This window comes from Streptomyces sp. NPDC042259, assembly GCF_055582085.1.
This window is the reverse complement of sequence record NZ_JBVJDW010000003.1, coordinates 740,325-761,669: the sequence shown is the minus strand read 5'-3', so window position 1 is coordinate 761,669 and position 21,345 is coordinate 740,325. Positions and strand designations below refer to the sequence as shown.

Below are 21,345 nucleotides of genomic sequence, written 5' to 3'. Positions count from 1 at the left end.
GGGCATGGTGCAGAAGGCCAAGATCCTCCTGGTCGATGACCGGCCGGAAAATCTGCTGGCGCTGGAGGCGATCCTCTCGGCGCTCGATCAGACACTGGTACGGGCATCGTCAGGGGAGGAAGCGCTCAAGGCGCTGCTGACGGACGACTTCGCGGTGATTCTGCTGGACGTCCAGATGCCGGGCATGGACGGTTTCGAGACCGCCGCGCACATCAAGCGGCGGGAGCGGACCCGGGACATTCCCATCATCTTCCTCACCGCCATCAACCACGGCCCGCACCACACCTTCCGCGGCTACGCGGCGGGCGCGGTGGACTACATCTCCAAGCCCTTCGACCCGTGGGTACTGCGCGCCAAGGTCTCGGTCTTCGTCGAGCTGTACATGAAGAACTGCCAGCTGCGCGAGCAGGCCGCCCTGTTGCGGCTCCAGCTCGACGGCCAGTCCGGCCGCAGCGGAGTGACGGAGACCCAGGAGCCCGCCGGGCTGCTCGCCGAACTCTCCGCGCGGCTCGCCGCCGTCGAGGAGCAGGCCGAGGCCCTCTCCAAGCAGCTCGACGAGTCCGCGGACGCGGCCGCCGTCGCCACCGCCGCCCATCTGGAGCGCAAACTCACCGGGCTGCGCCGGGCCCTGGACGCGTTGGAGCCCGGGGCCGGCGGGGGTGCGAGCGCGCTGTCCGCGCCGAGCTGACCCCCACGGCCGGCCCTTCGCACGTCTCCTCGCGGCCTGTGCCGGGCCCGTGCGCGCGCGGGTTCGCCTCCTCGGTGCGCCCGCCGATTCTTTGACGCAGCGTCACCCCCGGTATCACTGGGGAGCGACACGGATGGGTGAAGGCCCGGGCGCACGTGTCCCTCGCGCCCGTCGACGGTAATCTCGGCTCCATGGCCTCACGTACGTCCGGCAAGGGTTCCCAGAGCACGGCGGGCCCCTCCAAGCAGCGCGCCGGACGCCCCGGGAGCGCGGCCAAGAAGGCACCCGCGAAGAAGGCACCGCCGAAGCCGGCGGGCAAGGCACCCGCCCGGCCCGCGAAAAAGGCGGCGCCCGCGCGGAAGCCGGCGAAGAAGGCCGCGGCCAAGGCGGCACCCAGGCGCGCGCCCTCCGCGACCGGCGGTCTCTACCGCCTGGCCCGAGCCCTGTGGCTCGGGCTGGCGCACACCGTCGGCGCGGTGTTCCGCGGCGTCGGACGGGGGGCGAAGGGGCTCGACCCCGCACATCGCAAGGACGGTCTCGCCCTGCTCCTCCTCGGTCTGGCCCTCGTCGTCGCGGCCGGCACGTGGTCCAATCTCGAAGGCCCGGTCGGCGACCTGGTGAAGATGCTCGTCACCGGCGCCTTCGGCCGGCTCGACCTGCTCGTGCCGATACTGATCGGCGTCATCGCCGTCCGGCTGATCCGCCACCCCGAGCGGCCCGAGGCCAACGGCCGCATCGTCATCGGGCTCTCCGCGCTGGTCGTCGGCGTTCTCGGCCAGGTCCACGTGGCCTGCGGGTCGCCCGGCCGGGGCGAGGGCACGGAGGCGCTGCAGGACGCCGGGGGCCTGATCGGCTGGGCCGCCGCGAAACCCCTGCTCTTCACCGTCGGCGAGGTGCTGGCCGTACCGCTGCTCGTGCTGCTCACCCTGTTCGGGCTGCTGGTCGTCACGGCCACGCCCGTCAACGCCATCCCGCAGCGGCTGCGGCTGCTCGGCATCCGGCTCGGCCTGGTAGAAGCGGAACCGGAGGAGCACGATCCGTTCGCCTCGGGGACGTACGACTCGGGGGAGTACGACGACGAATGGCGCGAGGTGCCCGCGCGGCGGCCCCGCCGGGCCGTGGCGGACCGGGCCGCGGCCGGCACCGACGCGGAGCGCGCCGAGGAAGAGGCGCTCACCAAGCGCCGCAAGCCGCGCCGGACATCCGCGGAACCGCCCGCGGACCGGCCGCTGGACGCGGTGGACGTGGCGGCCGCCGCCGCGGCCGCGCTCGACGGGGCGGTGCTGCACGGTGTGCAGCCCTCGCCCCTCGTCGCCGATCTCAGCAGTGCCGTCACCGCCGAGCGGGAGCGGACGGACGCGGTCCCGACCGCGCGCGGCGCCGGCAAGGCGGCGTCCGGCGGCCCCGCCGGCGCGGCGCCCGGAGGCGGGGAGAGCGGCACGGGAGGCGTGCCCGACCTCACCAAGCCCGCTCCCGAGCCCTCCTCGGGGCTCCCGGCGCGGGCCGAGCAGCTCCGGCTGGCGGGCGACATCACCTACGCGCTGCCCTCGCTGGACCTGCTGGAGCGCGGAGGCCCCGGCAAGACCCGCAGCGCCGCGAACGACGCCATAGTGGCCTCGCTGTCGAACGTCTTCGCGGAGTTCAAGGTCGACGCGGCGGTCACCGGCTTCACCCGCGGCCCGACGGTCACGCGCTACGAGGTCGAGCTGGGGCCGGCGGTCAAGGTCGAGCGGATCACCGCGCTCACCAAGAACATCGCCTACGCCGTCGCCAGCCCGGACGTGCGGATCATCAGCCCCATCCCCGGCAAGTCCGCGGTCGGCATCGAGATCCCGAACACCGACCGCGAGATGGTCAACCTCGGCGACGTGCTGCGACTGGCGGACGCGGCCGGTGACGAGCACCCCATGCTCGTCGCGCTCGGCAAGGACGTCGAGGGCGGCTACGTGATGGCCAACCTGACGAAGATGCCGCACGTCCTGGTCGCCGGAGCCACTGGTTCCGGAAAGTCGTCCTGCATCAACTGCCTGATCACCTCGGTGATGATAAGAGCGACCCCGGAGGACGTCCGGATGGTCCTCGTCGACCCCAAGCGGGTCGAGCTGACCGCCTACGAGGGCATCCCGCACCTGATCACGCCGATCATCACCAACCCCAAGCGGGCCGCCGAGGCCCTGCAGTGGGTCGTCCGCGAGATGGACCTGCGCTACGACGACCTGGCGGCCTTCGGCTTCCGGCACATCGACGACTTCAACGCCGCCGTCCGCGAGGGCAGGGTCAAGCCGCCGGAAGGCAGCGGACGGGAGCTGTCGCCGTACCCGTACCTGCTGGTCATCGTGGACGAGCTGGCGGACCTGATGATGGTCGCCCCGCGCGACGTGGAGGACTCGATCGTCCGCATCACCCAGCTCGCACGCGCCGCCGGCATCCACCTCGTGCTCGCCACCCAGCGGCCGTCCGTCGACGTCGTCACCGGCCTGATCAAGGCGAACGTGCCCTCCCGGCTCGCGTTTGCGACGTCCTCGCTGGCCGACAGCCGCGTCATCCTCGACCAGGCCGGCGCGGAGAAGCTGATCGGCAAGGGCGACAGCCTCTTCCTGCCCATGGGAGCGAGCAAGCCCGTCCGCATGCAGGGCGCCTTCGTGACGGAGGCCGAGGTCGCGGCGGTCGTCCAGCACTGCAAGGACCAGATGGCGCCGGTGTTCCGGGACGACGTCACCGTGGGCACGGCGAAGAAGAAGGAGATCGACGAGGACATCGGCGACGATCTCGATCTGCTCTGCCAGGCCGCCGAGCTGGTCGTCTCCACCCAGTTCGGCTCGACGTCGATGCTGCAGCGGAAGCTGCGTGTGGGCTTCGCCAAGGCGGGAAGACTCATGGACCTGATGGAGTCGCGCGACATCGTGGGCCCGAGCGAGGGCTCCAAGGCGCGCGACGTGCTCGTCAAGCCCGAGGAGCTGGACGGCGTGCTCGCGGTGATCCGCGGGGACGGCCCGGGCTAGCCGGCCGGAAAAACCGGGCCGGCCGGCCGGGGACGACGGAAAAACGGGCCGTCCGACCGTTTCCCCCGGCGGCGGGTCCAGTTGAGGGAGAGGGGGGAGGGACGATGCCCCGTCGGGCGTCCCACCACAGGAGTCGCCGGAGTTCCCACCGCCGGCCCGGCAGAACCTTCCGATGGCGTACAAAGTCCGGCTTCCCGCTTGCCCGACCCTTTCGGATCCCCCCTAGACTGAACTTCCAGCAGGTGGCTACACGCTCGAAAGGCGCCCACGTGTCCATCGGCAACTCCCCAGCGGACGACCGGCCCTCGATCGGCCGCGCCCTCCAGCAGGCCCGCATCAGCGCCGGACTGACCGTCGACGAGGTCAGCACGACCACCCGCGTGCGCATCCCGATCATGCACGCCATCGAACAGGACGACTTCTCCCGCTGCGGCGGCGACGTCTACGCCCGGGGACACATCCGCGTGCTGGCGCAGACCGTCGGTCTGGACCCCGGCCCGCTCGTCGCGCAGTACGACGCCGAGCACGGCGGCCGGCCCGCGCCCACCCCCGCCGCGCCCCTCTTCGAAGCCGAACGGCTGCGGCCCGAGCGCCGGCGGCCCAACTGGACGGCCGCGATGGTGGCCGCCATCGTCGCCGTCGTCGGATTCGTCGGTTTCACGCTCTTCAACGGCGGCTCGAAGGGGCAGAGCAGCAGCTCCGTCGCGGCCGACACGGCCTCCGGCAAGCAGCCCGCGCCGCGGAGCCCCAAGGCCGTCCCCAGCAAGCCCGCCGACCCCAAGCCGGAACCGTCCGACAGCGCCATCGCCGGCGTCCCGGCCAACAAGGTCACCGTCAAGCTCACCGCCGACAACGGCCAGACGTGGATGTCCGCCAAGGACCACAACGGCAAGCTGATCGAGGAGGGCGTGCTCAAGCGGGGCGCTTCCAAGACCTTCACCGACGCCAAGCGGATCGACCTGGTACTGGGCAATGCCGGGGCCGTGCAACTGTTCGTGAACGGCAAGGAGGTCAAGGATCTGGGTGACGACGGACAGGTTCAGCGTCTGAGCTACACCAAGGGTGACCCCGAAACGGGCTGACCAGCGCGAACACGGTCGGTGTACCCGGCGCGGCGAGCCTTCGGGTGACCAGGCTCTCCGCACTCGGGGGACACGCGGCAACGGATGTGGTGCCGGGACAAAGTAGGCTGAGCCCTATGCCCGAACGCCGTACCGTCGCTCTTGTCACACTTGGCTGCGCCCGTAACGAGGTGGACTCGGAGGAGCTGGCAGGCCGCTTGGCGGCGGATGGCTGGGACCTCGTCGAGGACGCCGCCGATGCCGACGTGGCCGTCGTCAACACCTGTGGCTTCGTCGAAGCCGCCAAGAAGGACTCCGTCGACGCCCTCCTCGAAGCCAACGACCTCAAGGACCAAGGCCGCACCCAGGCCGTCGTGGCCGTCGGCTGCATGGCCGAGAGGTACGGCAAGGAGCTGGCCCAGGCGCTCCCCGAGGCCGACGGAGTGCTCGGCTTCGACGACTACGCCGACATCTCCGACCGGCTCCAGACCATCCTCTCCGGTGGCGTCCACGCCTCCCACACCCCGCGCGACCGGCGCAAGCTGCTGCCGATCAGCCCCGCCGCCCGGCAGAGCGCGGACGTCGCCCTGCCCGGACACGCCCAGGAGGCCCTGGAGGCCCAGGAGAGTGCCCCGGCGGACCTCCCCGAGGGCCTCGCCCCGGCCTCCGGCCCCCGGGCGCCGCTGCGCCGCAGACTGGGCACCAGCCCCGTCGCCTCCGTGAAGCTCGCCTCCGGCTGCGACCGCCGGTGCTCCTTCTGCGCCATCCCCTCCTTCCGCGGATCCTTCATCTCCCGCCGTCCCTCCGACGTGCTCAGCGAGACGCGCTGGCTCGCTGAGCAGGGTGTGAAGGAGGTCATGCTCGTCTCCGAGAACAACACCTCGTACGGCAAGGACCTCGGTGACATCCGGCTGCTGGAGACGCTGCTGCCGGAGCTGGCGGCCGTGGAGGGCCTGGAGCGGATCCGGGTCAGCTACCTGCAGCCCGCCGAGATGCGGCCGGGCCTGATCGACGTGCTGACGTCCACCGACAAGGTCGCGCCCTACTTCGACCTCTCCTTCCAGCACTCGGCCCCCGGCGTGCTGCGCGCGATGCGCCGCTTCGGCGACACCGACCGCTTCCTGGAACTGCTCGACCAGATCCGTGCCAAGGCCCCGCAGGCCGGTGCCCGCTCCAACTTCATCGTCGGCTTCCCCGGGGAGACCGAGGAGGACGTGGCCGAGCTGGAGCGCTTCCTGGCCGGGGCCCGGCTGGACGCCATCGGCGTCTTCGGCTACTCCGACGAGGACGGCACCGAGGCGGCCACCTACGAGCACAAGGTCGACCCCGACGTCGTCGCCGAGCGGCTGGCGCACATCTCGCGGCTCGCCGAGGAGCTGACCGCCCAGCGCGCCGAGGAGCGGCTCGGGGAGACCCTCGAGGTGCTCGTCGACCGCGTGGACGAGGAGGACGGCGTCATCGGACGGGCCGCCCACCAGGCGCCCGAGACCGACGGCCAGGTGCTGCTCACCACCGACCGGGAGCTGACGCCCGGCCGGATGGTCACGGCGAAGGTGGTGGCGACCGAGGGCGTGGACCTCATCGCCGAGGTACTCGGTGACGAAGGGTGTACCGAGGAGGCCGGCAGATGACCCGAGCCCCGGCCTCCGCCGCGGGAGGCCCCGCCCCGGCGACGGCCGTGCGGCCGGCCGGGTTGTGGAACATCGCCAATATCCTCACCATGGTGCGGCTGCTCCTCGTGCCCGGGTTCGTCCTGTTGATGATGCACAACGGCGGCTACGACCCGGCCTGGCGTTCCTTCGCCTGGGCCGCGTTCGCCGTCGCCATGATCACGGACCTGTTCGACGGCCATCTGGCCCGGATGTACGACCTGGTCACCGACTTCGGGAAGATCGCCGACCCGATCGCGGACAAGGCGATCATGGGCGCCGCGCTGATCTGTCTCTCGGTCTTGGACGACCTGCCCTGGTGGGTCACCGGCGTGATCCTCTTCCGCGAGGTCGGCATCACGCTGATGCGGTTCTGGGTGATCAGGCACGGGGTGATCCCGGCCAGCCGCGGCGGCAAGATGAAGACGCTCGCCCAGGGCGTGGGCGTCGGGATGTACATCCTGGCGCTGACCGGGCCGTTGGCCACGGCCCGCTTCTGGGTGATGGCGGTCGCCGTGGCGTTGACGGTGCTGACCGGGCTGGACTACGTGAAGCAGGCCGTCGAGCTGCGCCGGGCCGGCCGGGGGGCCGCGCGATGAGCCCGGCGAAGCCGGCCGGCCCGGCCCGTCCGGCCGGCCCGCGGAGCGACGGCGGGGCCGCCGCGGTGCTGGGTGCGCTGGTCGGGCGGGGCTGGACGGTGGCCGCGGCCGAATCGCTCACGGGCGGGCTGGTCGCGGCCGAGCTGACCGCCGCGCCCGGCGCCTCCCGCGCGGTGCGCGGGGCGGTCACCGCGTACGCCACCGACGTCAAACGCGATGTGCTGGGCGTGGCCGGGGAACTGCTCGCCGAGCGCGGGGCCGTCGACGCGGAGGTGGCCCGGCAGATGGCCCGCGGCGTGCGGGTGCTGCTCGGCGCCGACTGGGGCGTCGCCACCACCGGCGTCGCCGGACCGGACCCCCAGGACGGCAAGCCCGTCGGTACGGTCTTCGTCGCCGTGGCGGGCCCGGACGGTGCGGGCGCGGTGCGTGAGCTGTCGCTGGACGGCGGCCGGGAGCGCATCCGCGAGGAGAGCGTACGGGCCGCGCTCGCCCTGTTGCTGGGCGAACTGGCGGAGAACGCGCGGGCAAAGGATACGGAACACAACGGGGGGAATGGATGTTTGCAGCCCTGAGTGAACACGACATAGCTCCCCGCACGGCCGCAGCCCGAGGCGGTACGGTGGGGCGTGAAGGATCCGGATTCGCGGTCCAAGGAGGGAGCCACCGATGATTTTGCTCCGTCGCCTGCTGGGTGACGTGCTGCGTCGGCAGCGCCAGCGCCAGGGCCGCACTCTGCGCGAGGTCTCCTCATCCGCCCGGGTCTCGCTCGGTTACCTCTCCGAGGTCGAGCGGGGGCAGAAGGAGGCGTCCTCCGAGCTTCTCTCCGCAATCTGCGACGCTCTGGACGTACGGATGTCCGAGGTCATGCGTGAGGTGAGTGACGAACTGTCGCTCGCCGAGCTGGCGCAGTCGGCGGCGGCGAGCGAGCCGGTACCCGCGCCGATGCGGCCGATGTTCAATTCGGTGTCCGTGACGTCTGTGACGGGCGTGCCGGGGGAGCGTGTGACCATCAAGGCTCCGGCCGAGGCCGTGGACGTGGTCGCGGCCTGAGGCAAGTCTGGGAAAACGTGTGTTTCCCGTCCAGGATCCCGGTCAGGAATCTGACCGGGATCCTGCGTTTTCCGCCCCTTCGGTACGGGTGTGCCATGGTGGATGAACGGGGATCAAACAGACCGGACAGTCGAACAGGAGAACGCGGATGTCTGTCGTGAAGAGCCCGTTGTCCGAGCAGGACCGCAAGACCGTCGGTGATGCCCTTCAGGGGGCGCTCGTCGACCTGGTGGACCTCTCGCTCGTGGCCAAGCAGGTCCACTGGACCGTGGTGGGCCCCCGCTTCCGCTCGGTCCACCTACAGCTCGACGAGGTCGTCGCGAGCGCCCGGCAGCACGCCGACGCGGTCGCGGAGCGTGCCTCGGCGCTCGGTGTCGCCCCGGACGGGCGAGCCGAGACGGTCGCCAAGACCAGCGGAATCGACGCGCTCGGCGACGGCTGGAACAAGGACACCAAGGCGGTGCAGATCCTCGTCGCGGCGCTCGGTGCGGTCATCACCCGCATGCGCGAGCGCGTGCAGGCGACGGGTGACCCCGACCCCGTCACGCAGGACCTGCTCATCGGTCTCACGGGAGACCTGGAGAAGCACCACTGGATGTTCCAGGCGGAGAACGCCTGACCCGCCTGTGGTGACCACGGGAAGGCCCCGGACCGGCAGCCGGTCCGGGGCCTTCCCGTGCCGTTCCCGTGTCTGTCGCGGGTGCCCGCCGCGGGGTGCTCCGGTGGCGGAGGCGGCGTGGCCGCGCTCTCCTTGATGGATGGACGAGCACCCCGTCATCCGCTTCACGAAAGAGCTGATGGTGGTCACGGACCTCGATCAGACGGCAGCCGGCGCCTTTGTGCGCACGGTGTACCAGGAAGGCATGCGCGAAGGCGAGCAGCGGGTCATCGTCGATCTGCACCGGCGTGACCGCAGGATCGCGGAGCTGGAAGGGGAGCTGGCCCGATCGCGGGGGGAGTCCGACTGACGACGCCGGCTCGGTGGGGGGCGCGTACGGAGATCCCGTGTGCGCCGTTCTCGATCCCCGGTGCGCTCTGCCGTGACGGGGAGTGCCCGGTCTAGCGTCGGCCGAAGGAGGCAGCCATGGCCTGGCGGGACTTCTGGGGCTTCTGCCGTTCGGCGGTGCCGTTCTGCCGGACCTTCGGGGCAGTCGGCTGGGTGATCGCGCTCGTCCTCGGTGGTGTGTGGTGGTGGGCGGTGTTCCGGCTGCTCGCACAGCCGGAACGGGCGGGGCCCGTCGAGGGGCTGGTCGCCGCCGGCGGCTGGGGGCTGAGCCTGCTGCCCGTGCACTGTGTGCCGTGGGCGCGGACGCCCAGACGCAAGGGCCGCTGCGCGGCGTGGGCGGAGCGGGCCGTCCGGGCGGCCACCCAGGCGGTCCTCGCGACAGTCACCGGAACGCCCCCCGGGGCGGCCGCCGCCCGGGCACGGTCACCGCGCCGCCCGGGCCCGGGATCCGGCCGGTCGTGACGACGAGGCGTCCGACGCCGGATACCCGACCGCCGGCGCGAGGCCCTCGGATTCACCCACACGGCCCAAGGGGCGCGCGTCGTCAGCGGACGGGGAGGGCGGGCCCGGGGCCGGGCTGGCAGCTGGGGCACCAGTAGGTGGGACGCTCCTGGCCCACCGGACCCTGATCGGCCACGCGGATCGCCGTGCCGCAGCGGCGGCAGGGCCGGCCGGCCCTGCCGTACACCCACAGCCGGTGGTCGAGGCGGGGGTCGGCGGTGGTGACGCGGGCGGTACGGGCCTTGTTGACGTCGAGCAGCTTCCGGGCCAGGACCACCAGCCGCTCCACGGAGGGGAGTTCGGCCATCGGCAGCCAGGGCGAGAAACGGAGCATGAAACACAGCTCCGACTTGTAGACATTGCCCACACCGGCGAGATTGCGTTGGTCGAGCACGGCCTCGCCCACGGTGCGGGCCGGGTCCCCGAGCAGACGGCGGACCGCTTCCTCCTGATCGTCCCGGCTCCAGTCGGGTGCGAGGAGATCCGGCCCGAGGTGGCCGACCACCGTGGATTCGTCGGCGGTGCGCAGCAGATCCAGGGCGGGCAGCCGGTAACCGACGGCGGCGTACGCGGCGTTGGCGAGGATGGCACGGATCTGGTGCTGCGGGCCGCCGTTCCAGCGTTCGCCGGAGCCGTAGATCCGCCAGGCTCCGTCCATGCCGAGATGCGAGTGGAGGGTGAGACCGCCCTCCAGGCGGGTGAGCAGATGCTTGCCGCGCGGGACGACCTCGGTGACCCGGCGGCCGGTGAGATCGACGGTGGCGAGCCGGGGGACGCGCAGGTCGGACCGCACGAGGGGCTCGTCGGCCAGGGCGCGGTGCAGATGCCGAGCGGCGCGCCAGACGGTGTCTCCTTCGGGCATGTGCCCCATGATGCCGGGTCGCCTGCCGGCTGGGCTTCGGCGACGGGCTGCCTGGGCTGCTGCCTGTGTTGCCGCCTGCGGCGGCGGGGCGCCCTGCGGGCGCGTCCTCCAGCGCCGGACGGGCTGCTGTGCTGTGTCCTCAAGCGCCGGACGGGTGGTTGCGGGGGGAGAGTGAGGACACCACTGGTCCGCCGGTCAGGCCTAGGGCGCGCGCAGTCGTAGTCCCCGGGGGGTGGCGTGGAAGCCCGCGGACTCCAGGAGCGGCGCGAGGGGGGAGGTGAGCGCGGGGGAGCCGTTGACGCGCTCGACCGTGACCGTGCCCAGCACGCCCGCGCGGGCCGCGTCGGCCAGGGCCGCCGCCGCTTCGCGCAGCACGGGGTCGTCACCGCTCACCGTCTCGGCGTTCTCCTCCCGGGGCCACGCCAGGAGGGTCTTGCCACCGCGCTCCATGTACAGGGCGAGCGCGCCGTCGAGGAGGACGACCAGGGAACCGGCCTTGCGCCCGGGCTTGTGGGACGCGCCCGGGGGCGGCTCCGGCCACGGGAGCGCGGCACCGTAGGCGTTGGCGGGATCGGCGGCCGCGAGCACGACCGCGCGCCGGCCACCGCCGCGCGGCGGGGTCGTGGGAGCCGGGGGCGCCCAGGGCGCGTCGAAGCCGCTCGGACCGCCCGTGTGATCGGCACCGGCCGCCCGCTCCCGGGCGGTGCTCACGGCGCGCAGCCGGTCGACGGCGCCGTCCATCGCGAACTGTGCGGCACCCAGCCCCTCGACCACATACCCGCGACGGGTCTGCCCGCTCTCCTCGAACACGGCCAGGACGCGGTAGGCGGCGGAGAAGCCGCCCTCGACGCCTTCGGCCGCCACAGCCCCCCGCGTCACCACCCCGTGCCGGTCGAGGAGGGTGCGGGCCAGGGCGTGTGCCCGGTGGGTGGGGTCCGGTTCGCGCTCGGGGAGCAGGGCCCAGCGGCCCGCGACCGTCGGCGGCCCGCCGCGGGAGGCCGTGGGACGACCCGCGAGCCCGCCCGCGCGGCCGGTCAGCGAGCCGTAGCGGCCGCGCGGCACCGCGCGCTTGGCGCGGTGCGCGGTGGACCCAGCCGTGCGCCCCGAGCCGAGCAGGGAGCGCAGCGGCGCGAGCGTGTCGTTCGTGAGCCGGCCGGACCAGGCGAGGTCCCAGACGGCGTCGGCGATGTGGGCGTCCGAGCCGCCGGGTTCGGCCGGCGCGTGGCCCGCGGCACGTACCTGGTCGGCGATCTGACGGAAGAACAGGCCGTAACCCCCGGACAGCGCGTCGAGCACGGCCTGGTGCACGGGCGTGATCTCCAGCGGGTGCGGAGCGGGCAGCAGCAGCGGTGCCGCGTCGGTGGGCAGCAGACAGACCCAGCCGTCCTTCCCGGGGAGTGCTCCCGCGCCGGCCCAGACGACCTCGCCCGCCGCGGTGAGTTCGTCGAGCATCGCCGGGGAGTAGTCGCTGACCCGGGCGGGCAGCACCAGCTTCTCCAGGGCGGAGGCGGGAACCGGCGCGCCCTGCAACTGCTCGATGGCGCGCACCAGGCCGTCGGTGCCGCGCAGGCTGTGCGTGCCGACGTGCTGCCACTGCGGGAGGAACGCGGCGAGCGCGGCGGGCGGCACCGGCTCCAGTTCCTGCCGCAGGGCCGCGAGGGACCGGCGGCGCAGCCTGCGCAAGACCGTGGCGTCACACCACTCCTGGCCGATGCCGGCCGGGTGGAACTCCCCCTGGACGACACGGCCGCTCGCGGCGAGCCGCTGCAGCGCCCCGTCGGTCACCGCCGGACCCAGGCCGAAACCAGCCGCCGCCTGCGCCGAGGTGAAGGGGCCGTGCGTGCGGGCGAAGCGGGCGAGGAGATCCCCGAGAGGATCCTTGACCGGCTCGGTGAAGGCCTCCGGGACACCGACGGGCAGCGCCGTCCCCAGGGCGTCGCGGAGCCGCCCGGCGTCCTCGATCGCCGCCCAGTGGTCCTGACCGGCGATGCGGACCCGCAGGGCCCGCCGGGCGTCCGACAACTCCTTCGCCCACCCGGGCTCGGCGCCGCGCTCGGCCAGTTCGGCATCGGTCAGCGGGCCGAGGATCCGCAGCAGATCGGCGACTCCCTCGACGTCCTTGACCCGGCGGTCCTCGGTCAGCCACCGCAGTTCGCGCTCCAGCTCGGCCAGCACCTCCGCGTCGAGCAGTTCGCGCAGCTCGGCCTGGCCCAACAGCTCCGCCAGGAGCCGTGAATCGAGGGAGAGCGCGGCCGCGCGGCGCTCCGCGAGCGGGGAATCGCCCTCGTAGAGGAACTGGGCGACGTAGCCGAAGAGCAGCGAGCGGGCGAAGGGCGACGGCTCGGGGGTCGTCACCTCCACCAGCCGCACCCGGCGGGCCTCGATGTCGCCCATCAGCTCGGTGAGGCCCGGCACGTCGAAGACGTCCTGGAGGCATTCGCGGACGGCTTCGAGGACGATCGGGAACGAGCCGAACTCCCCCGCCACCTGGAGGAGCTGGGAAGCCCGCTGGCGCTGCTGCCACAGCGGGGTGCGCTTGCCGGGGCTGCGGCGCGGCAGCAGGAGGGCGCGGGCCGCGCACTCGCGGAACCGGGCGGCGAAGAGCGCCGAACCGCCGACCTGGTCGGTGACGATCTGACCGATCTCGCCCTTGTCGAACGTGACATCGGCGGCCCCGACGGGGGACTGCCCGCTGTCGAACTCGGTGCCGGGCCGGGCCGGGTCGGCGTCCAGCAGCTCCAGCCCCATGAGGTCGGCGTCGGGCAGCCGCAGCACGATGCCGTCGTCCGCGTGCATCACCTGGGCGTCCATGCCGTACCGCTCGGTGAGCCGGGCACCGAGGGCCAGGGCCCACGGCGCGTGGACCTGGGCGCCGAAGGGGGAGTGGACGACGACCCGCCAGTCGCCCAGCTCGTCGCGGAACCGCTCGACGACGATCGTCCGGTCGTCCGGCACATGGCCGCAGGCACGGCGCTGCTCGTCGAGGTAGGACAGGACGTTGTCCGTCGCCCAGGTGTCGAGCCCGGCGGCGTCCAGCCGCTCGCGGGCCGCCTCGGGCGCCAGCCCGCCGACCTCGCGCAGGAACGCGCCCAGCGCCCGGCCCAGTTCGAGCGGACGGCCCAGCTGGTCGCCCTTCCAGAACGGCAGCCGGCCGGGGGTGCCCGGCGCGGGGGTGACCAGGACGCGGTCTCGGGTGATGTCCTCGATCCGCCAGGACGTGGTCCCGAGCGTGAACACATCACCGGCCCGGGACTCGTAGACCATCTCCTCGTCCAGCTCCCCGACCCGGCCACCGCCCTTCTTCGGATCCGAGCCCGCCAGGAACACGCCGAACAGCCCCCGGTCGGGGATGGTGCCGCCCGAGGTGACGGCGAGCCGCTGCGCCCCCGGGCGCCCCGTGACCGTACCGGCCACGCGGTCCCACACCAGGCGCGGCCGCAGCTCCGCGAAGGCGTCCGACGGATAGCGCCCGGCGAGCATGTCGAGCACCGCCGAGTACGCGGACTCGGGCAGCGAGGCGAAGGGCGCGGCCCGGCGCACCACGGCCAGCAGCTCCGCCACGTCCCAGGTGTCCAGGGCCACCATGGCGACGATCTGCTGGGCGAGCACGTCCAGCGGATTGGCGGGCACGCGCAGCGACTCGATGGCCCCCTCGCGCATCCGCTCCGTGACCACGGCCGCCTGCACCAGGTCACCCCGGTACTTGGGGAAGACCACACCGGTCGACACGGCACCCACCTGGTGTCCGGCCCGCCCCACGCGCTGGAGACCGGAGGCGACCGACGGCGGTGACTCGACCTGGACGACGAGGTCCACCGCGCCCATGTCGATGCCCAGCTCCAGGCTGGAGGTCGCCACGACGGCCGGCAGCCGGCCGGCTTTCAAATCCTCCTCCACCAAGGCCCGCTGCTCCTTGGAGACCGAGCCGTGGTGGGCGCGGGCGAGCACCGGCGCCGCCCCCTTGGCCGCGCCGGACTCGGCCATCAGCTCGGCGGGGGAGTGGTGCTCCGGCAGGGCCTCGCCCGTGGCGCGCTCGTAGGCGATCTCGTTGAGCCGGTTGCACAGGCGCTCGGCGAGCCGCCGGGAGTTGGCGAACACGATCGTGGAGCGGTGGGCCTGGACCAGGTCGGCGATCCGCTCCTCCACATGGGGCCAGATCGACGGCTTCTCCTTGGCGTCCCCCTCCTGGACGGGCGAGCCTCCCAGCTCGCCGAGATCCTCGACCGGCACGACCACCGAGAGGTCGAACTCCTTGCCGGACGGCGGCTGCACGATCTCCACCCGGCGCTGCGGTGACAGATAGCGCGCCACCTCGTCCACCGGGCGCACCGTCGCGGAGAGGCCGATCCTGCGGGCGGGACGGGGCAGCAGGGTGTCGAGACGCTCCAGGGACAGGGCGAGGTGCGCGCCCCGCTTCGTCCCGGCGACGGCGTGCACCTCGTCGAGGATGACCGTCTCGACGCCCGCGAGCGCGTCCCGCGCGGCGGAGGTGAGCATCAGGAACAGCGACTCGGGGGTGGTGATCAGAATGTCCGGCGGCCGGGTGACGAGCGCCCGGCGCTCGGCCGGCGGGGTGTCGCCGGAACGGATCCCGACCCGGATCTCCGGCTCGGTCAGCCCCAGGCGCACGGATTCCTGGCGGATGCCGGTGAGGGGGCTGCGCAGATTCCGCTCGACGTCCACCGCGAGGGCTTTGAGCGGGGACACGTACAGCACCCGGCAGCGTTTCCCGGGCTCGGCGGGCGGCGGGGAACTGGCCAGCCGGTCCAGCGAGGCGAGGAAGGCGGCCAGCGTCTTGCCGGAGCCGGTGGGCGCGACGACCAGCACGTCGGACCCCTCGCCGATCGCCCGCCAGGCTCCGGCCTGCGCGGCCGTGGGCGCGGTGAAGGCCCCCCTGAACCAGGCCCGGGTCGCGGGGGAGAACGCCGCGAGGGCCGAGGCCGGGTCCCCGGCCGGAACTGCCGCCATGTCGTCCGCCATGCCCCCATCCTGTACCGCCCCACTGACAATGCCCCGGATCCGCAGGTCAGCCGCGCCCCCGTCACAGCGGGGCGCGGCTGACCTGCGGGCTCCGGACGCGGGCGCGGTGGTGTGGCCGAAGAAGGCGGGGCGGGGGCGGTTATCCGACGCGCCCGTACGCCCGCAGGGTGCGCAGCGCGGTGATGGTGACCATCGGGCGGCACTCCAGACGCGTGCCCGGTGCCCACTCCCGCCAGCGGATCGGCCAGCCGCCGTCGTCCTCCTGCGAGGCGGCCAGGTAGTCCAGCGACCGTTGCAGCTCCGCGTCGGTGAACCAGGCGGCGGCGACCGACTCCGGGTCGCGCGCGAAGTCGTGGGGGAAATGGTGCTCACCGGGCGCGTAGCCCTCGGGCACGGGATGCTCCGCCAGCCGCCCGGGGTCCAGGACGGCCAGCCGCTGCTCCCGGACGGTTCGCCCGATCCGCTCGGCGGCCGCCTCCGCGCGGGCGCGGTCGGGGACGCCGTCCAGGAAGGCGACGGCCGCCAGCACCTCGTACGGGTGAGTTTTCGCGCCCTGGCCGAGGGCGTCGACCGCGGCCCAGCAGAAGTCGGTGGCCCTGAACAGCCACGCGTGCCAGACCGCGTTCCGGTGCAGCAGCCCCACCACCGGCCCGGTGGCCAGCAGATCGCTGGGCGGATCGTCCACGACCGGGATCCACGGGGCTGCCGGATAGCCGCGCAGCGACGGGTGCAGTGCCGGAAGCGCGCCGTCCGCGGTGGAGATCGCCGTCAGATAGCGGCACACGCGCTCCACCCGCCGGTCACCACAGCGGCCGATCTCGTCGAGCACGCGCAACGCGTGCGCGGTGTGCAGGGGCTGGCTCACCGGCCCGCGCAGATCGGGCTCCAGAGCGTGGCCGTAGCCGCCGTCGTCACCGCGGTAGGCCTCAAGGGCCGCTTCCACGGCGTCGGGTCCGCCGTCCAGGAAGTGGAACGCGAACCTTCGCTGTTCGAGGACGCGGGCGGTCAGCCAGACGAACTGTTCGGCACGGACTGCGGGGGATGCTCCGGATCGGGCCATGCCCCGACCGTAAGGGCGGACGGCGGCACCGGTCAGCGGCTCGTGCCCGGCAGCACTCTCAGGGGCGGGATACTGGGCCCATGCGGTTGACGGTCTTCTGGCAGCGGATGGGCGATTATTTCGGCGCGGCGTACGCCGACTCCTTCGCACGCGATCATGTGATGTCCGAGCTGGGCGGCAGGACCGTGCACCAGGCGCTCGACGCGGGCTGGAACGCCAAGGACGTGTGGCGCGCGGTGTGCAGGGCCATGGACATCCCCGAAGACAGGCGCTGAGGCCCCCACGGCGGCCCCCGGGACCGCCGCCGTACCGCGCGGGGCCCGGCGGGCGCCCGGCCGTACGGCGCGGCGCCCGGTTTTCCTCCGCGCCGTATGGGTGACACTTGCCCCGTGGCAGCCACAGACGACACCGCCCCGGACCATGCCCCACCGCCTCCGCCCGACACCGGCACCGGGACCGGTGGGAAATCCGGCGCCGGCATGCCGCGCTGGCTGCCCCGCGCGATGGTGGCGGCGCTCGCCCTGTTCGCCTGCTTCCAACTGGCCAGCTGGGCCTTCCACCAGCTCATCGGCCTGCTGCTCAACATCCTGATCGCGTTCTTCCTCGCGCTCGCCGTCGAACCGGCCGTGGCGCGGATGTCCGCCCGCGGCATGCGCCGGGGGCTCGCGACGGGCCTGGTCTACCTCGGGGTGATCGTCGCCTTCGCGGGCTTCTTCGCGCTCATGGGGTCGGTGCTCGCCGACCAGATCGTGACCATGGTGGAGAACTTCCCCAGCTATCTGGACTCCGTGATCCGCTGGATCAACCGGACGTTCCGCACCGACCTCTCCCGGGTCGAGGTGCAGAACGACCTGCTGCACTCGGACTGGCTGCGCAAGTACGTCCAGAACAGCGCCACCGGTGTCCTCGACGTCTCCGCCACGGTCCTCGGCGGCCTGTTCAAGCTGCTGACCGTGCTGCTGTTCTCGTTCTACTTCGCGGCCGACGGGCCCCGGCTGCGCCGGGCCCTGTGCTCCGTACTGCCGCCCACCCGGCAGGCCGAGGTCCTGCGCGCCTGGGAGATCGCCGTCGACAAGACCGGCGGCTACCTCTACTCGCGCGCTCTGATGGCGCTGGTCTCCGGCGGCGCGCACTACGTGCTGCTGGAGATCCTCGGTGTGCCCTACGCCCCGGCGCTCGCGGTCTGGGTGGGGGCGGTCTCCCAGTTCATCCCCACCATCGGCACCTACCTCGCGGGCGCCCTCCCGATGCTGCTCGCCTTCACGGTGGACCCCTGGTACGCGGTGTGGGTGCTCGGCTTCGTCGTGATCTACCAGCAGTTCGAGAACTACCTGCTCCAGCCGCGCATCACCGCCAAGACCGTCGACCTGCACCCGGCCGTCGCCTTCGGCTCGGTGGTCGCGGGCACCGCGCTGCTCGGCGCGGTGGGAGCGCTGATCGCCATCCCGGCGACCGCGACGCTCCAGGCCTTCCTCGGCGCGTACGTCAAGCGGTACGACGTCATGGACGACCCCCGGGTGCAGGGCCGGCGGGCGCGGCGCGGCCCGGGCGACTCGGCCCTCGGCCGGCTGCTCAGGGCGTGGCGCGGGCGGTGACGCGCGGGCGGCGGGGCGCGCTTGACACCAAAATCGAACATCCATTCTTATGGGGTTCCGGGCCTGATGGCGGGACGCTGGTAGCGGCGGGTTATCCACAGGCCGGGGCGACGCCCGGGCCGATTGTCAGTGGCAGGCGTTAGCGTCATGGACGTGAAGCGATCGACTCAAGCAAACCGGGTGGAACCCATGGCAGGAACCGACCGCGAGAAGGCGCTGGACGCCGCACTCGCACAGATTGAACGCCAATTCGGCAAGGGCGCCGTGATGCGCCTCGGCGACCGGCCGAACGACCCCATCGAGGTCATCCCCACCGGGTCGACCGCTCTCGACGTCGCCCTCGGCGTCGGCGGGCTCCCGCGCGGCCGTGTCGTGGAGGTCTACGGACCGGAGTCCTCCGGTAAGACCACCCTCACCCTGCACGCCGTGGCCAACGCGCAGAAGGCGGGCGGCACGGTCGCCTTCGTCGACGCGGAGCACGCGCTCGACCCGGAGTACGCGAAGGCGCTCGGCGTCGACACGGACAATCTCATCCTCTCCCAGCCGGACACCGGTGAGCAGGCGCTGGAGATCGTGGACATGCTGGTCCGCTCCGGTGCCCTCGACCTGATCGTCATCGACTCCGTCGCCGCCCTGGTGCCGCGCGCGGAGATCGAGGGCGAGATGGGCGACTCGCACGTCGGTCTGCAGGCCCGGCTGATGAGCCAGGCGCTCCGCAAGATCACCAGTGCGCTCAACCAGTCCAAGACCACCGCGATCTTCATCAACCAGCTCCGCGAGAAGATCGGCGTCATGTTCGGCTCCCCGGAGACGACGACCGGTGGCCGGGCGCTGAAGTTCTACGCCTCGGTGCGCCTGGACATCCGCCGGATCGAGACCCTGAAGGACGGCACCGACGCCGTCGGCAACCGCACCCGTGTGAAGGTCGTCAAGAACAAGGTCGCGCCGCCCTTCAAGCAGGCCGAGTTCGACATCCTCTACGGCCAGGGCATCAGCCGCGAGGGCGGTCTGATCGACATGGGCGTGGAGCACGGCTTCGTCCGCAAGGCCGGTGCCTGGTACACCTACGAGGGCGACCAGCTCGGCCAGGGCAAGGAGAACGCCCGTAACTTCCTGAAGGACAACCCCGACCTCGCCAACGAGATCGAGAAGAAGATCAAGGAGAAGCTGGGCGTGGGCGTGCGCCCCGAGGCTCCGGCGGCCGAGCCCGGCCCGGACGCCGCGGCCGAGCCCGCCAAGTCGGTGCCGGCCCCGGCGGCGAAGTCCACGGGCAAGTCGGCCAAGGCCACGGCGGCCAAGAGCTAGACCGTGGCACAGCGATGGGGGTACCACCCCCGGCCGCGGGCCGGGGGAGACCGGCCGGACCTGGGCGCGGACGACCGCATGGACGGCGGCCCCCCTTCCCCGTCGAGGGCCGGGGACGGGGCGCCGCAGCGACCGGAGGAGCAGGCGCGTGCGATCTGTCTGCGCCTGCTCACCGGATCGCCGCGGACCCGAAAGCAGCTGGCGGACGCGCTGGCCAAGCGGGGCATCTCCGACGAGGTGGCGGAGGAGGTGCTGTCCCGGTTCGAGGACGTGGGCCTGATCGACGACGCGGCGTTCGCCGACGCGTGGGTGGAGTCCCGGCACCACGGCCGGGGGCTGGCCCGCCGAGCCCTGGCGCGCGAGCTGCGCACCAAGGGTGTGGACTCCGCGGTGATCGACGAGGCCGTCGGGCAGCTCGACTCCGAGCAGGAGGAGCGCACGGCCCGGGAGCTCGTCGAGCGCAAGCTGCGGGCCACCCGTGGCCTGGACCGGGAGAAGCGGCTCAGACGCCTCGCCGGGATGCTGGCCCGCAAGGGCTACGCCGAGGGGCTCGCCCTGCGCGTGGTGCGCCAGGCCCTGGAGGAGGAGGGCGACGACCCCGAGCTGCTGGACCACTATCTGCCCGAGGGCTGACCGCCGGACGCTGCCCGTGGGCTGACCGCCCGGGCCCGGCTCCGGCCTCGGCTGCGAGCCGTCGTCGCCGCCTGCGGCGGCGAGCGCCCTGCGGGCGCGTCCTCACACGCCGGACGGGCTGGTTCGGCCGGGCTCAGCCACCAGCCCGTCCGACGTTTGAGGACACCGCCGCACAGGTCCCGGGGGACTCCCGCCATGGGCCCGTCCGTCGTCAGGCCGTCACCGGGAGGCCCGCCGCCCGCCAGGCCTGGAAGCCGCCCACCAGGTCCGTGGCATGGCGCAGCCCCAGCTGCCGGAGGGAGACGGCGGCCAGACTTGAGGCGTAGCCCTCGTCGCAGATCACGACCACCCGCAGATCGTGACCGCTCGCCTCCGGCGCACGGTGTTCGCAGAGCGGGTCGAGCCGCCATTCCAGTTCATTGCGCTCCACGACCAGCGCCCCGGGGATGGTCCCGTCCCGTTCCCGCAGCGCCGCGTAGCGGATGTCGACCAGCAGGCCGCCCCCGGCCTGCACTTCGGCGGCCTGGGCCGGGCCGAGGCGGTCGAGGCCCGCGCGGGCGGCGGCCAGCAGCTCCTCGACCCTCATGCCCACTCCCGCGCCCACTCGACCTGCTCCAGCCGCAGCACCTGTCCCACCCGGCTGTAGCGCCGCATCATCGGCAGCGGCGGATAGTAGGCGTGTACGGACACCGCGTGCTCCGTAGCCGAGGCGTTGAACACCTGGTGCACATGGTGCGGCCCGAAGGCCCGGCCCTGCCCGTCGGCGAGCTGCCGCTGACGGTCGACACCGTCCGCCAGCTCCAGCACCTTCCAGCCCTCGGTGGGCAGTTGGGCGGACAGCGACTGTTCGGTCAGCAGACCCGCGGCCGCCGCGAAGGCACCGTGCGAGCCACCGTGGTCGTGCCAGCCGGTGCCGGTGCCGGGCGGCCATCCGATCAGCCAGGCCTCGCTACCGCCCGGCCCCTCCAGACGGATCCAGGTACGGCCCTCGGGGTCGAGGGGAAGCGACGCGACGAGTGTGGTGTCGGAGGCCGTACGGCGGGCGAATCGCAGCAGATCGGCTGCCGAAGGCGCGGGAACCTCCGAGGAGGGAGCCGCGGGGGAGACCGGGCTCAGGGGGGTCAGGGCAGCGTCGGCGGAGGGAAGCGCGGACGCACCGGCGGGGAAAGACACAGAGAACCGTCCTGAGGGATCGCGAAGGAGCGCGCGACGTCCCACAGACAGGGGTGGGAAGACGGTCGCGCGAAGAGACAGCGGATCAGCAGGACGGACGACAGACGCAACCCGCATAGCGGACCAGGTCCAGATGGACCCTCCGCCAGAATCGCGCGCCGCTTTCAGTCACGCTCCGGAG

The 21,345-nt window shown here is 72.8% G+C and carries 20 protein-coding genes; 14 read left to right on the top strand and 6 right to left on the bottom strand.

Annotated features, from left to right (window positions below; genetic code table 11):
- Positions 1–4 precede the first annotated feature (4 nt).
- From ACZ6MA_RS12140 to ACZ6MA_RS12095, 10 genes are all read left to right on the top strand, one after another.
- On the top strand, positions 5–688 hold the full coding sequence (locus tag ACZ6MA_RS12140) for a response regulator (RefSeq protein ID WP_469433110.1): 684 nt from the start codon (positions 5–7) through the stop codon (positions 686–688).
- 191 nt (positions 689–879) lie between these two features.
- Positions 880–3,690, top strand: a complete 2,811-nt coding sequence (locus ACZ6MA_RS12135) for a DNA translocase FtsK (RefSeq protein WP_469433108.1) — start codon at positions 880–882, stop codon at positions 3,688–3,690.
- Between the two features lie 269 nt (positions 3,691–3,959).
- Positions 3,960–4,772: a helix-turn-helix domain-containing protein gene (locus tag ACZ6MA_RS12130; RefSeq protein WP_469433107.1), complete on the top strand. Its 813-nt coding sequence runs from the start codon at positions 3,960–3,962 to the stop codon at positions 4,770–4,772.
- A 116-nt stretch (positions 4,773–4,888) separates the two neighbouring features.
- A complete protein-coding gene (gene rimO, locus ACZ6MA_RS12125) occupies positions 4,889–6,382 on the top strand; it encodes a 30S ribosomal protein S12 methylthiotransferase RimO (RefSeq protein ID WP_469433106.1) in 1,494 nt (497 codons plus the stop codon).
- Entirely contained in the window at positions 6,379–6,999 is a 621-nt protein-coding gene (gene pgsA, locus ACZ6MA_RS12120) for a CDP-diacylglycerol--glycerol-3-phosphate 3-phosphatidyltransferase (protein WP_469433105.1), read from the top strand. Before rimO ends, pgsA begins: the two co-directional genes overlap by 4 nt.
- The gene (locus ACZ6MA_RS12115) at positions 6,996–7,571 is read left to right on the top strand and encodes a CinA family protein (RefSeq protein WP_469433103.1); all 576 of its coding nucleotides are present in this window, start codon (positions 6,996–6,998) and stop codon (positions 7,569–7,571) included. Before pgsA ends, ACZ6MA_RS12115 begins: the two co-directional genes overlap by 4 nt.
- A gap of 94 nt (positions 7,572–7,665) precedes the next feature.
- On the top strand, positions 7,666–8,049 hold the full coding sequence (locus ACZ6MA_RS12110; protein WP_086566431.1) for a helix-turn-helix domain-containing protein: 384 nt from the start codon (positions 7,666–7,668) through the stop codon (positions 8,047–8,049).
- Positions 8,050–8,197: 148 nt separating this feature from the next.
- Positions 8,198–8,668, top strand: coding sequence for a Dps family protein (locus tag ACZ6MA_RS12105; protein WP_469433102.1), 471 nt, complete (start codon positions 8,198–8,200; stop codon positions 8,666–8,668).
- Positions 8,669–8,807: 139 nt separating this feature from the next.
- Positions 8,808–9,017 carry a hypothetical protein gene (locus ACZ6MA_RS12100; RefSeq protein ID WP_469433100.1) on the top strand — a complete coding sequence of 70 codons (210 nt, stop codon included), beginning with the start codon at positions 8,808–8,810 and terminating at the stop codon, positions 9,015–9,017.
- 116 nt (positions 9,018–9,133) lie between these two features.
- A complete protein-coding gene (locus tag ACZ6MA_RS12095) occupies positions 9,134–9,517 on the top strand; it encodes a hypothetical protein (RefSeq protein WP_469433098.1) in 384 nt (127 codons plus the stop codon).
- A gap of 82 nt (positions 9,518–9,599) precedes the next feature.
- Here the strand turns inward: ACZ6MA_RS12095 and ACZ6MA_RS12090 are convergent, their stop codons facing one another.
- The 3 genes from ACZ6MA_RS12090 to ACZ6MA_RS12080 all read right to left on the bottom strand — a co-directional run bounded on the left by ACZ6MA_RS12090 (position 9,600) and on the right by ACZ6MA_RS12080 (position 16,458).
- Positions 9,600–10,418 carry a DNA-formamidopyrimidine glycosylase family protein gene (locus ACZ6MA_RS12090; protein ID WP_469433097.1) on the bottom strand — a complete coding sequence of 273 codons (819 nt, stop codon included), beginning with the start codon at positions 10,416–10,418 and terminating at the stop codon, positions 9,600–9,602.
- 201 nt (positions 10,419–10,619) lie between these two features.
- Positions 10,620–15,398, bottom strand: a complete 4,779-nt coding sequence (locus tag ACZ6MA_RS12085; protein ID WP_469433095.1) for an ATP-dependent helicase — start codon at positions 15,396–15,398, stop codon at positions 10,620–10,622.
- Positions 15,399–15,537: 139 nt separating this feature from the next.
- Positions 15,538–16,458, bottom strand: a complete 921-nt coding sequence (locus ACZ6MA_RS12080) for a hypothetical protein (RefSeq protein WP_469433094.1) — start codon at positions 16,456–16,458, stop codon at positions 15,538–15,540.
- 80 nt (positions 16,459–16,538) lie between these two features.
- On the opposite strand from ACZ6MA_RS12080, the gene ACZ6MA_RS12075 reads away from it, so the two are divergent.
- The 4 genes from ACZ6MA_RS12075 to recX all read left to right on the top strand — a co-directional run bounded on the left by ACZ6MA_RS12075 (position 16,539) and on the right by recX (position 19,991).
- Positions 16,539–16,733, top strand: coding sequence for a DUF3046 domain-containing protein (locus tag ACZ6MA_RS12075; protein WP_469433093.1), 195 nt, complete (start codon positions 16,539–16,541; stop codon positions 16,731–16,733).
- Positions 16,734–16,847: 114 nt separating this feature from the next.
- The gene (locus ACZ6MA_RS12070; RefSeq protein ID WP_469433091.1) at positions 16,848–18,053 is read left to right on the top strand and encodes an AI-2E family transporter; all 1,206 of its coding nucleotides are present in this window, start codon (positions 16,848–16,850) and stop codon (positions 18,051–18,053) included.
- 189 nt (positions 18,054–18,242) lie between these two features.
- Positions 18,243–19,358, top strand: a complete 1,116-nt coding sequence (recA, locus tag ACZ6MA_RS12065; RefSeq protein ID WP_469433090.1) for a recombinase RecA — start codon at positions 18,243–18,245, stop codon at positions 19,356–19,358.
- A gap of 78 nt (positions 19,359–19,436) precedes the next feature.
- Positions 19,437–19,991 carry a recombination regulator RecX gene (gene recX, locus ACZ6MA_RS12060; protein WP_466899299.1) on the top strand — a complete coding sequence of 185 codons (555 nt, stop codon included), beginning with the start codon at positions 19,437–19,439 and terminating at the stop codon, positions 19,989–19,991.
- A 211-nt stretch (positions 19,992–20,202) separates the two neighbouring features.
- Here recX and ACZ6MA_RS12055 read toward each other — a convergent pair whose 3' ends face one another.
- From ACZ6MA_RS12055 to ACZ6MA_RS12045, 3 genes are all read right to left on the bottom strand, one after another.
- Positions 20,203–20,577, bottom strand: coding sequence for a rhodanese-like domain-containing protein (locus tag ACZ6MA_RS12055; RefSeq protein ID WP_469433088.1), 375 nt, complete (start codon positions 20,575–20,577; stop codon positions 20,203–20,205).
- Positions 20,574–21,116 (bottom strand): cupin domain-containing protein, encoded by a 543-nt coding sequence (locus ACZ6MA_RS12050; RefSeq protein ID WP_469433162.1) that lies wholly within the window; start codon positions 21,114–21,116, stop codon positions 20,574–20,576. The genes ACZ6MA_RS12055 and ACZ6MA_RS12050 overlap by 4 nt, the downstream gene beginning before the upstream one ends.
- Before the next feature lie 133 nt (positions 21,117–21,249).
- Positions 21,250–21,336 (bottom strand): putative leader peptide, encoded by an 87-nt coding sequence (locus tag ACZ6MA_RS12045; protein ID WP_324606970.1) that lies wholly within the window; start codon positions 21,334–21,336, stop codon positions 21,250–21,252.
- Positions 21,337–21,345 lie beyond the last annotated feature (9 nt).

What these genes read in the sequence shown, in the direction of transcription:
- ACZ6MA_RS12105 (WP_469433102.1), top strand. Translation starts at nt 8,198, where the DNA reads ATGTCTGTCGTGAAGAGCCCGTTGTCCGAGCAGGACCGCAAGACCGTC.
- ACZ6MA_RS12110 (WP_086566431.1), top strand. Translation starts at nt 7,666, where the DNA reads ATGATTTTGCTCCGTCGCCTGCTGGGTGACGTGCTGCGTCGGCAGCGC.
- ACZ6MA_RS12080 (WP_469433094.1), bottom strand. Translation starts at nt 16,458, where the DNA reads ATGGCCCGATCCGGAGCATCCCCCGCAGTCCGTGCCGAACAGTTCGTC.
- recX (WP_466899299.1), top strand. Translation starts at nt 19,437, where the DNA reads ATGGACGGCGGCCCCCCTTCCCCGTCGAGGGCCGGGGACGGGGCGCCG.
- ACZ6MA_RS12085 (WP_469433095.1), bottom strand. Translation starts at nt 15,398, where the DNA reads ATGGCGGACGACATGGCGGCAGTTCCGGCCGGGGACCCGGCCTCGGCC.
- ACZ6MA_RS12055 (WP_469433088.1), bottom strand. Translation starts at nt 20,577, where the DNA reads ATGAGGGTCGAGGAGCTGCTGGCCGCCGCCCGCGCGGGCCTCGACCGC.
- recA (WP_469433090.1), top strand. Translation starts at nt 18,243, where the DNA reads ATGGCAGGAACCGACCGCGAGAAGGCGCTGGACGCCGCACTCGCACAG.
- ACZ6MA_RS12095 (WP_469433098.1), top strand. Translation starts at nt 9,134, where the DNA reads ATGGCCTGGCGGGACTTCTGGGGCTTCTGCCGTTCGGCGGTGCCGTTC.
- ACZ6MA_RS12115 (WP_469433103.1), top strand. Translation starts at nt 6,996, where the DNA reads ATGAGCCCGGCGAAGCCGGCCGGCCCGGCCCGTCCGGCCGGCCCGCGG.
- ACZ6MA_RS12090 (WP_469433097.1), bottom strand. Translation starts at nt 10,418, where the DNA reads ATGCCCGAAGGAGACACCGTCTGGCGCGCCGCTCGGCATCTGCACCGC.
- rimO (WP_469433106.1), top strand. Translation starts at nt 4,889, where the DNA reads ATGCCCGAACGCCGTACCGTCGCTCTTGTCACACTTGGCTGCGCCCGT.
- ACZ6MA_RS12100 (WP_469433100.1), top strand. Translation starts at nt 8,808, where the DNA reads ATGGACGAGCACCCCGTCATCCGCTTCACGAAAGAGCTGATGGTGGTC.
- ACZ6MA_RS12140 (WP_469433110.1), top strand. Translation starts at nt 5, where the DNA reads ATGGTGCAGAAGGCCAAGATCCTCCTGGTCGATGACCGGCCGGAAAAT.
- pgsA (WP_469433105.1), top strand. Translation starts at nt 6,379, where the DNA reads ATGACCCGAGCCCCGGCCTCCGCCGCGGGAGGCCCCGCCCCGGCGACG.
- ACZ6MA_RS12135 (WP_469433108.1), top strand. Translation starts at nt 880, where the DNA reads ATGGCCTCACGTACGTCCGGCAAGGGTTCCCAGAGCACGGCGGGCCCC.
- ACZ6MA_RS12075 (WP_469433093.1), top strand. Translation starts at nt 16,539, where the DNA reads ATGCGGTTGACGGTCTTCTGGCAGCGGATGGGCGATTATTTCGGCGCG.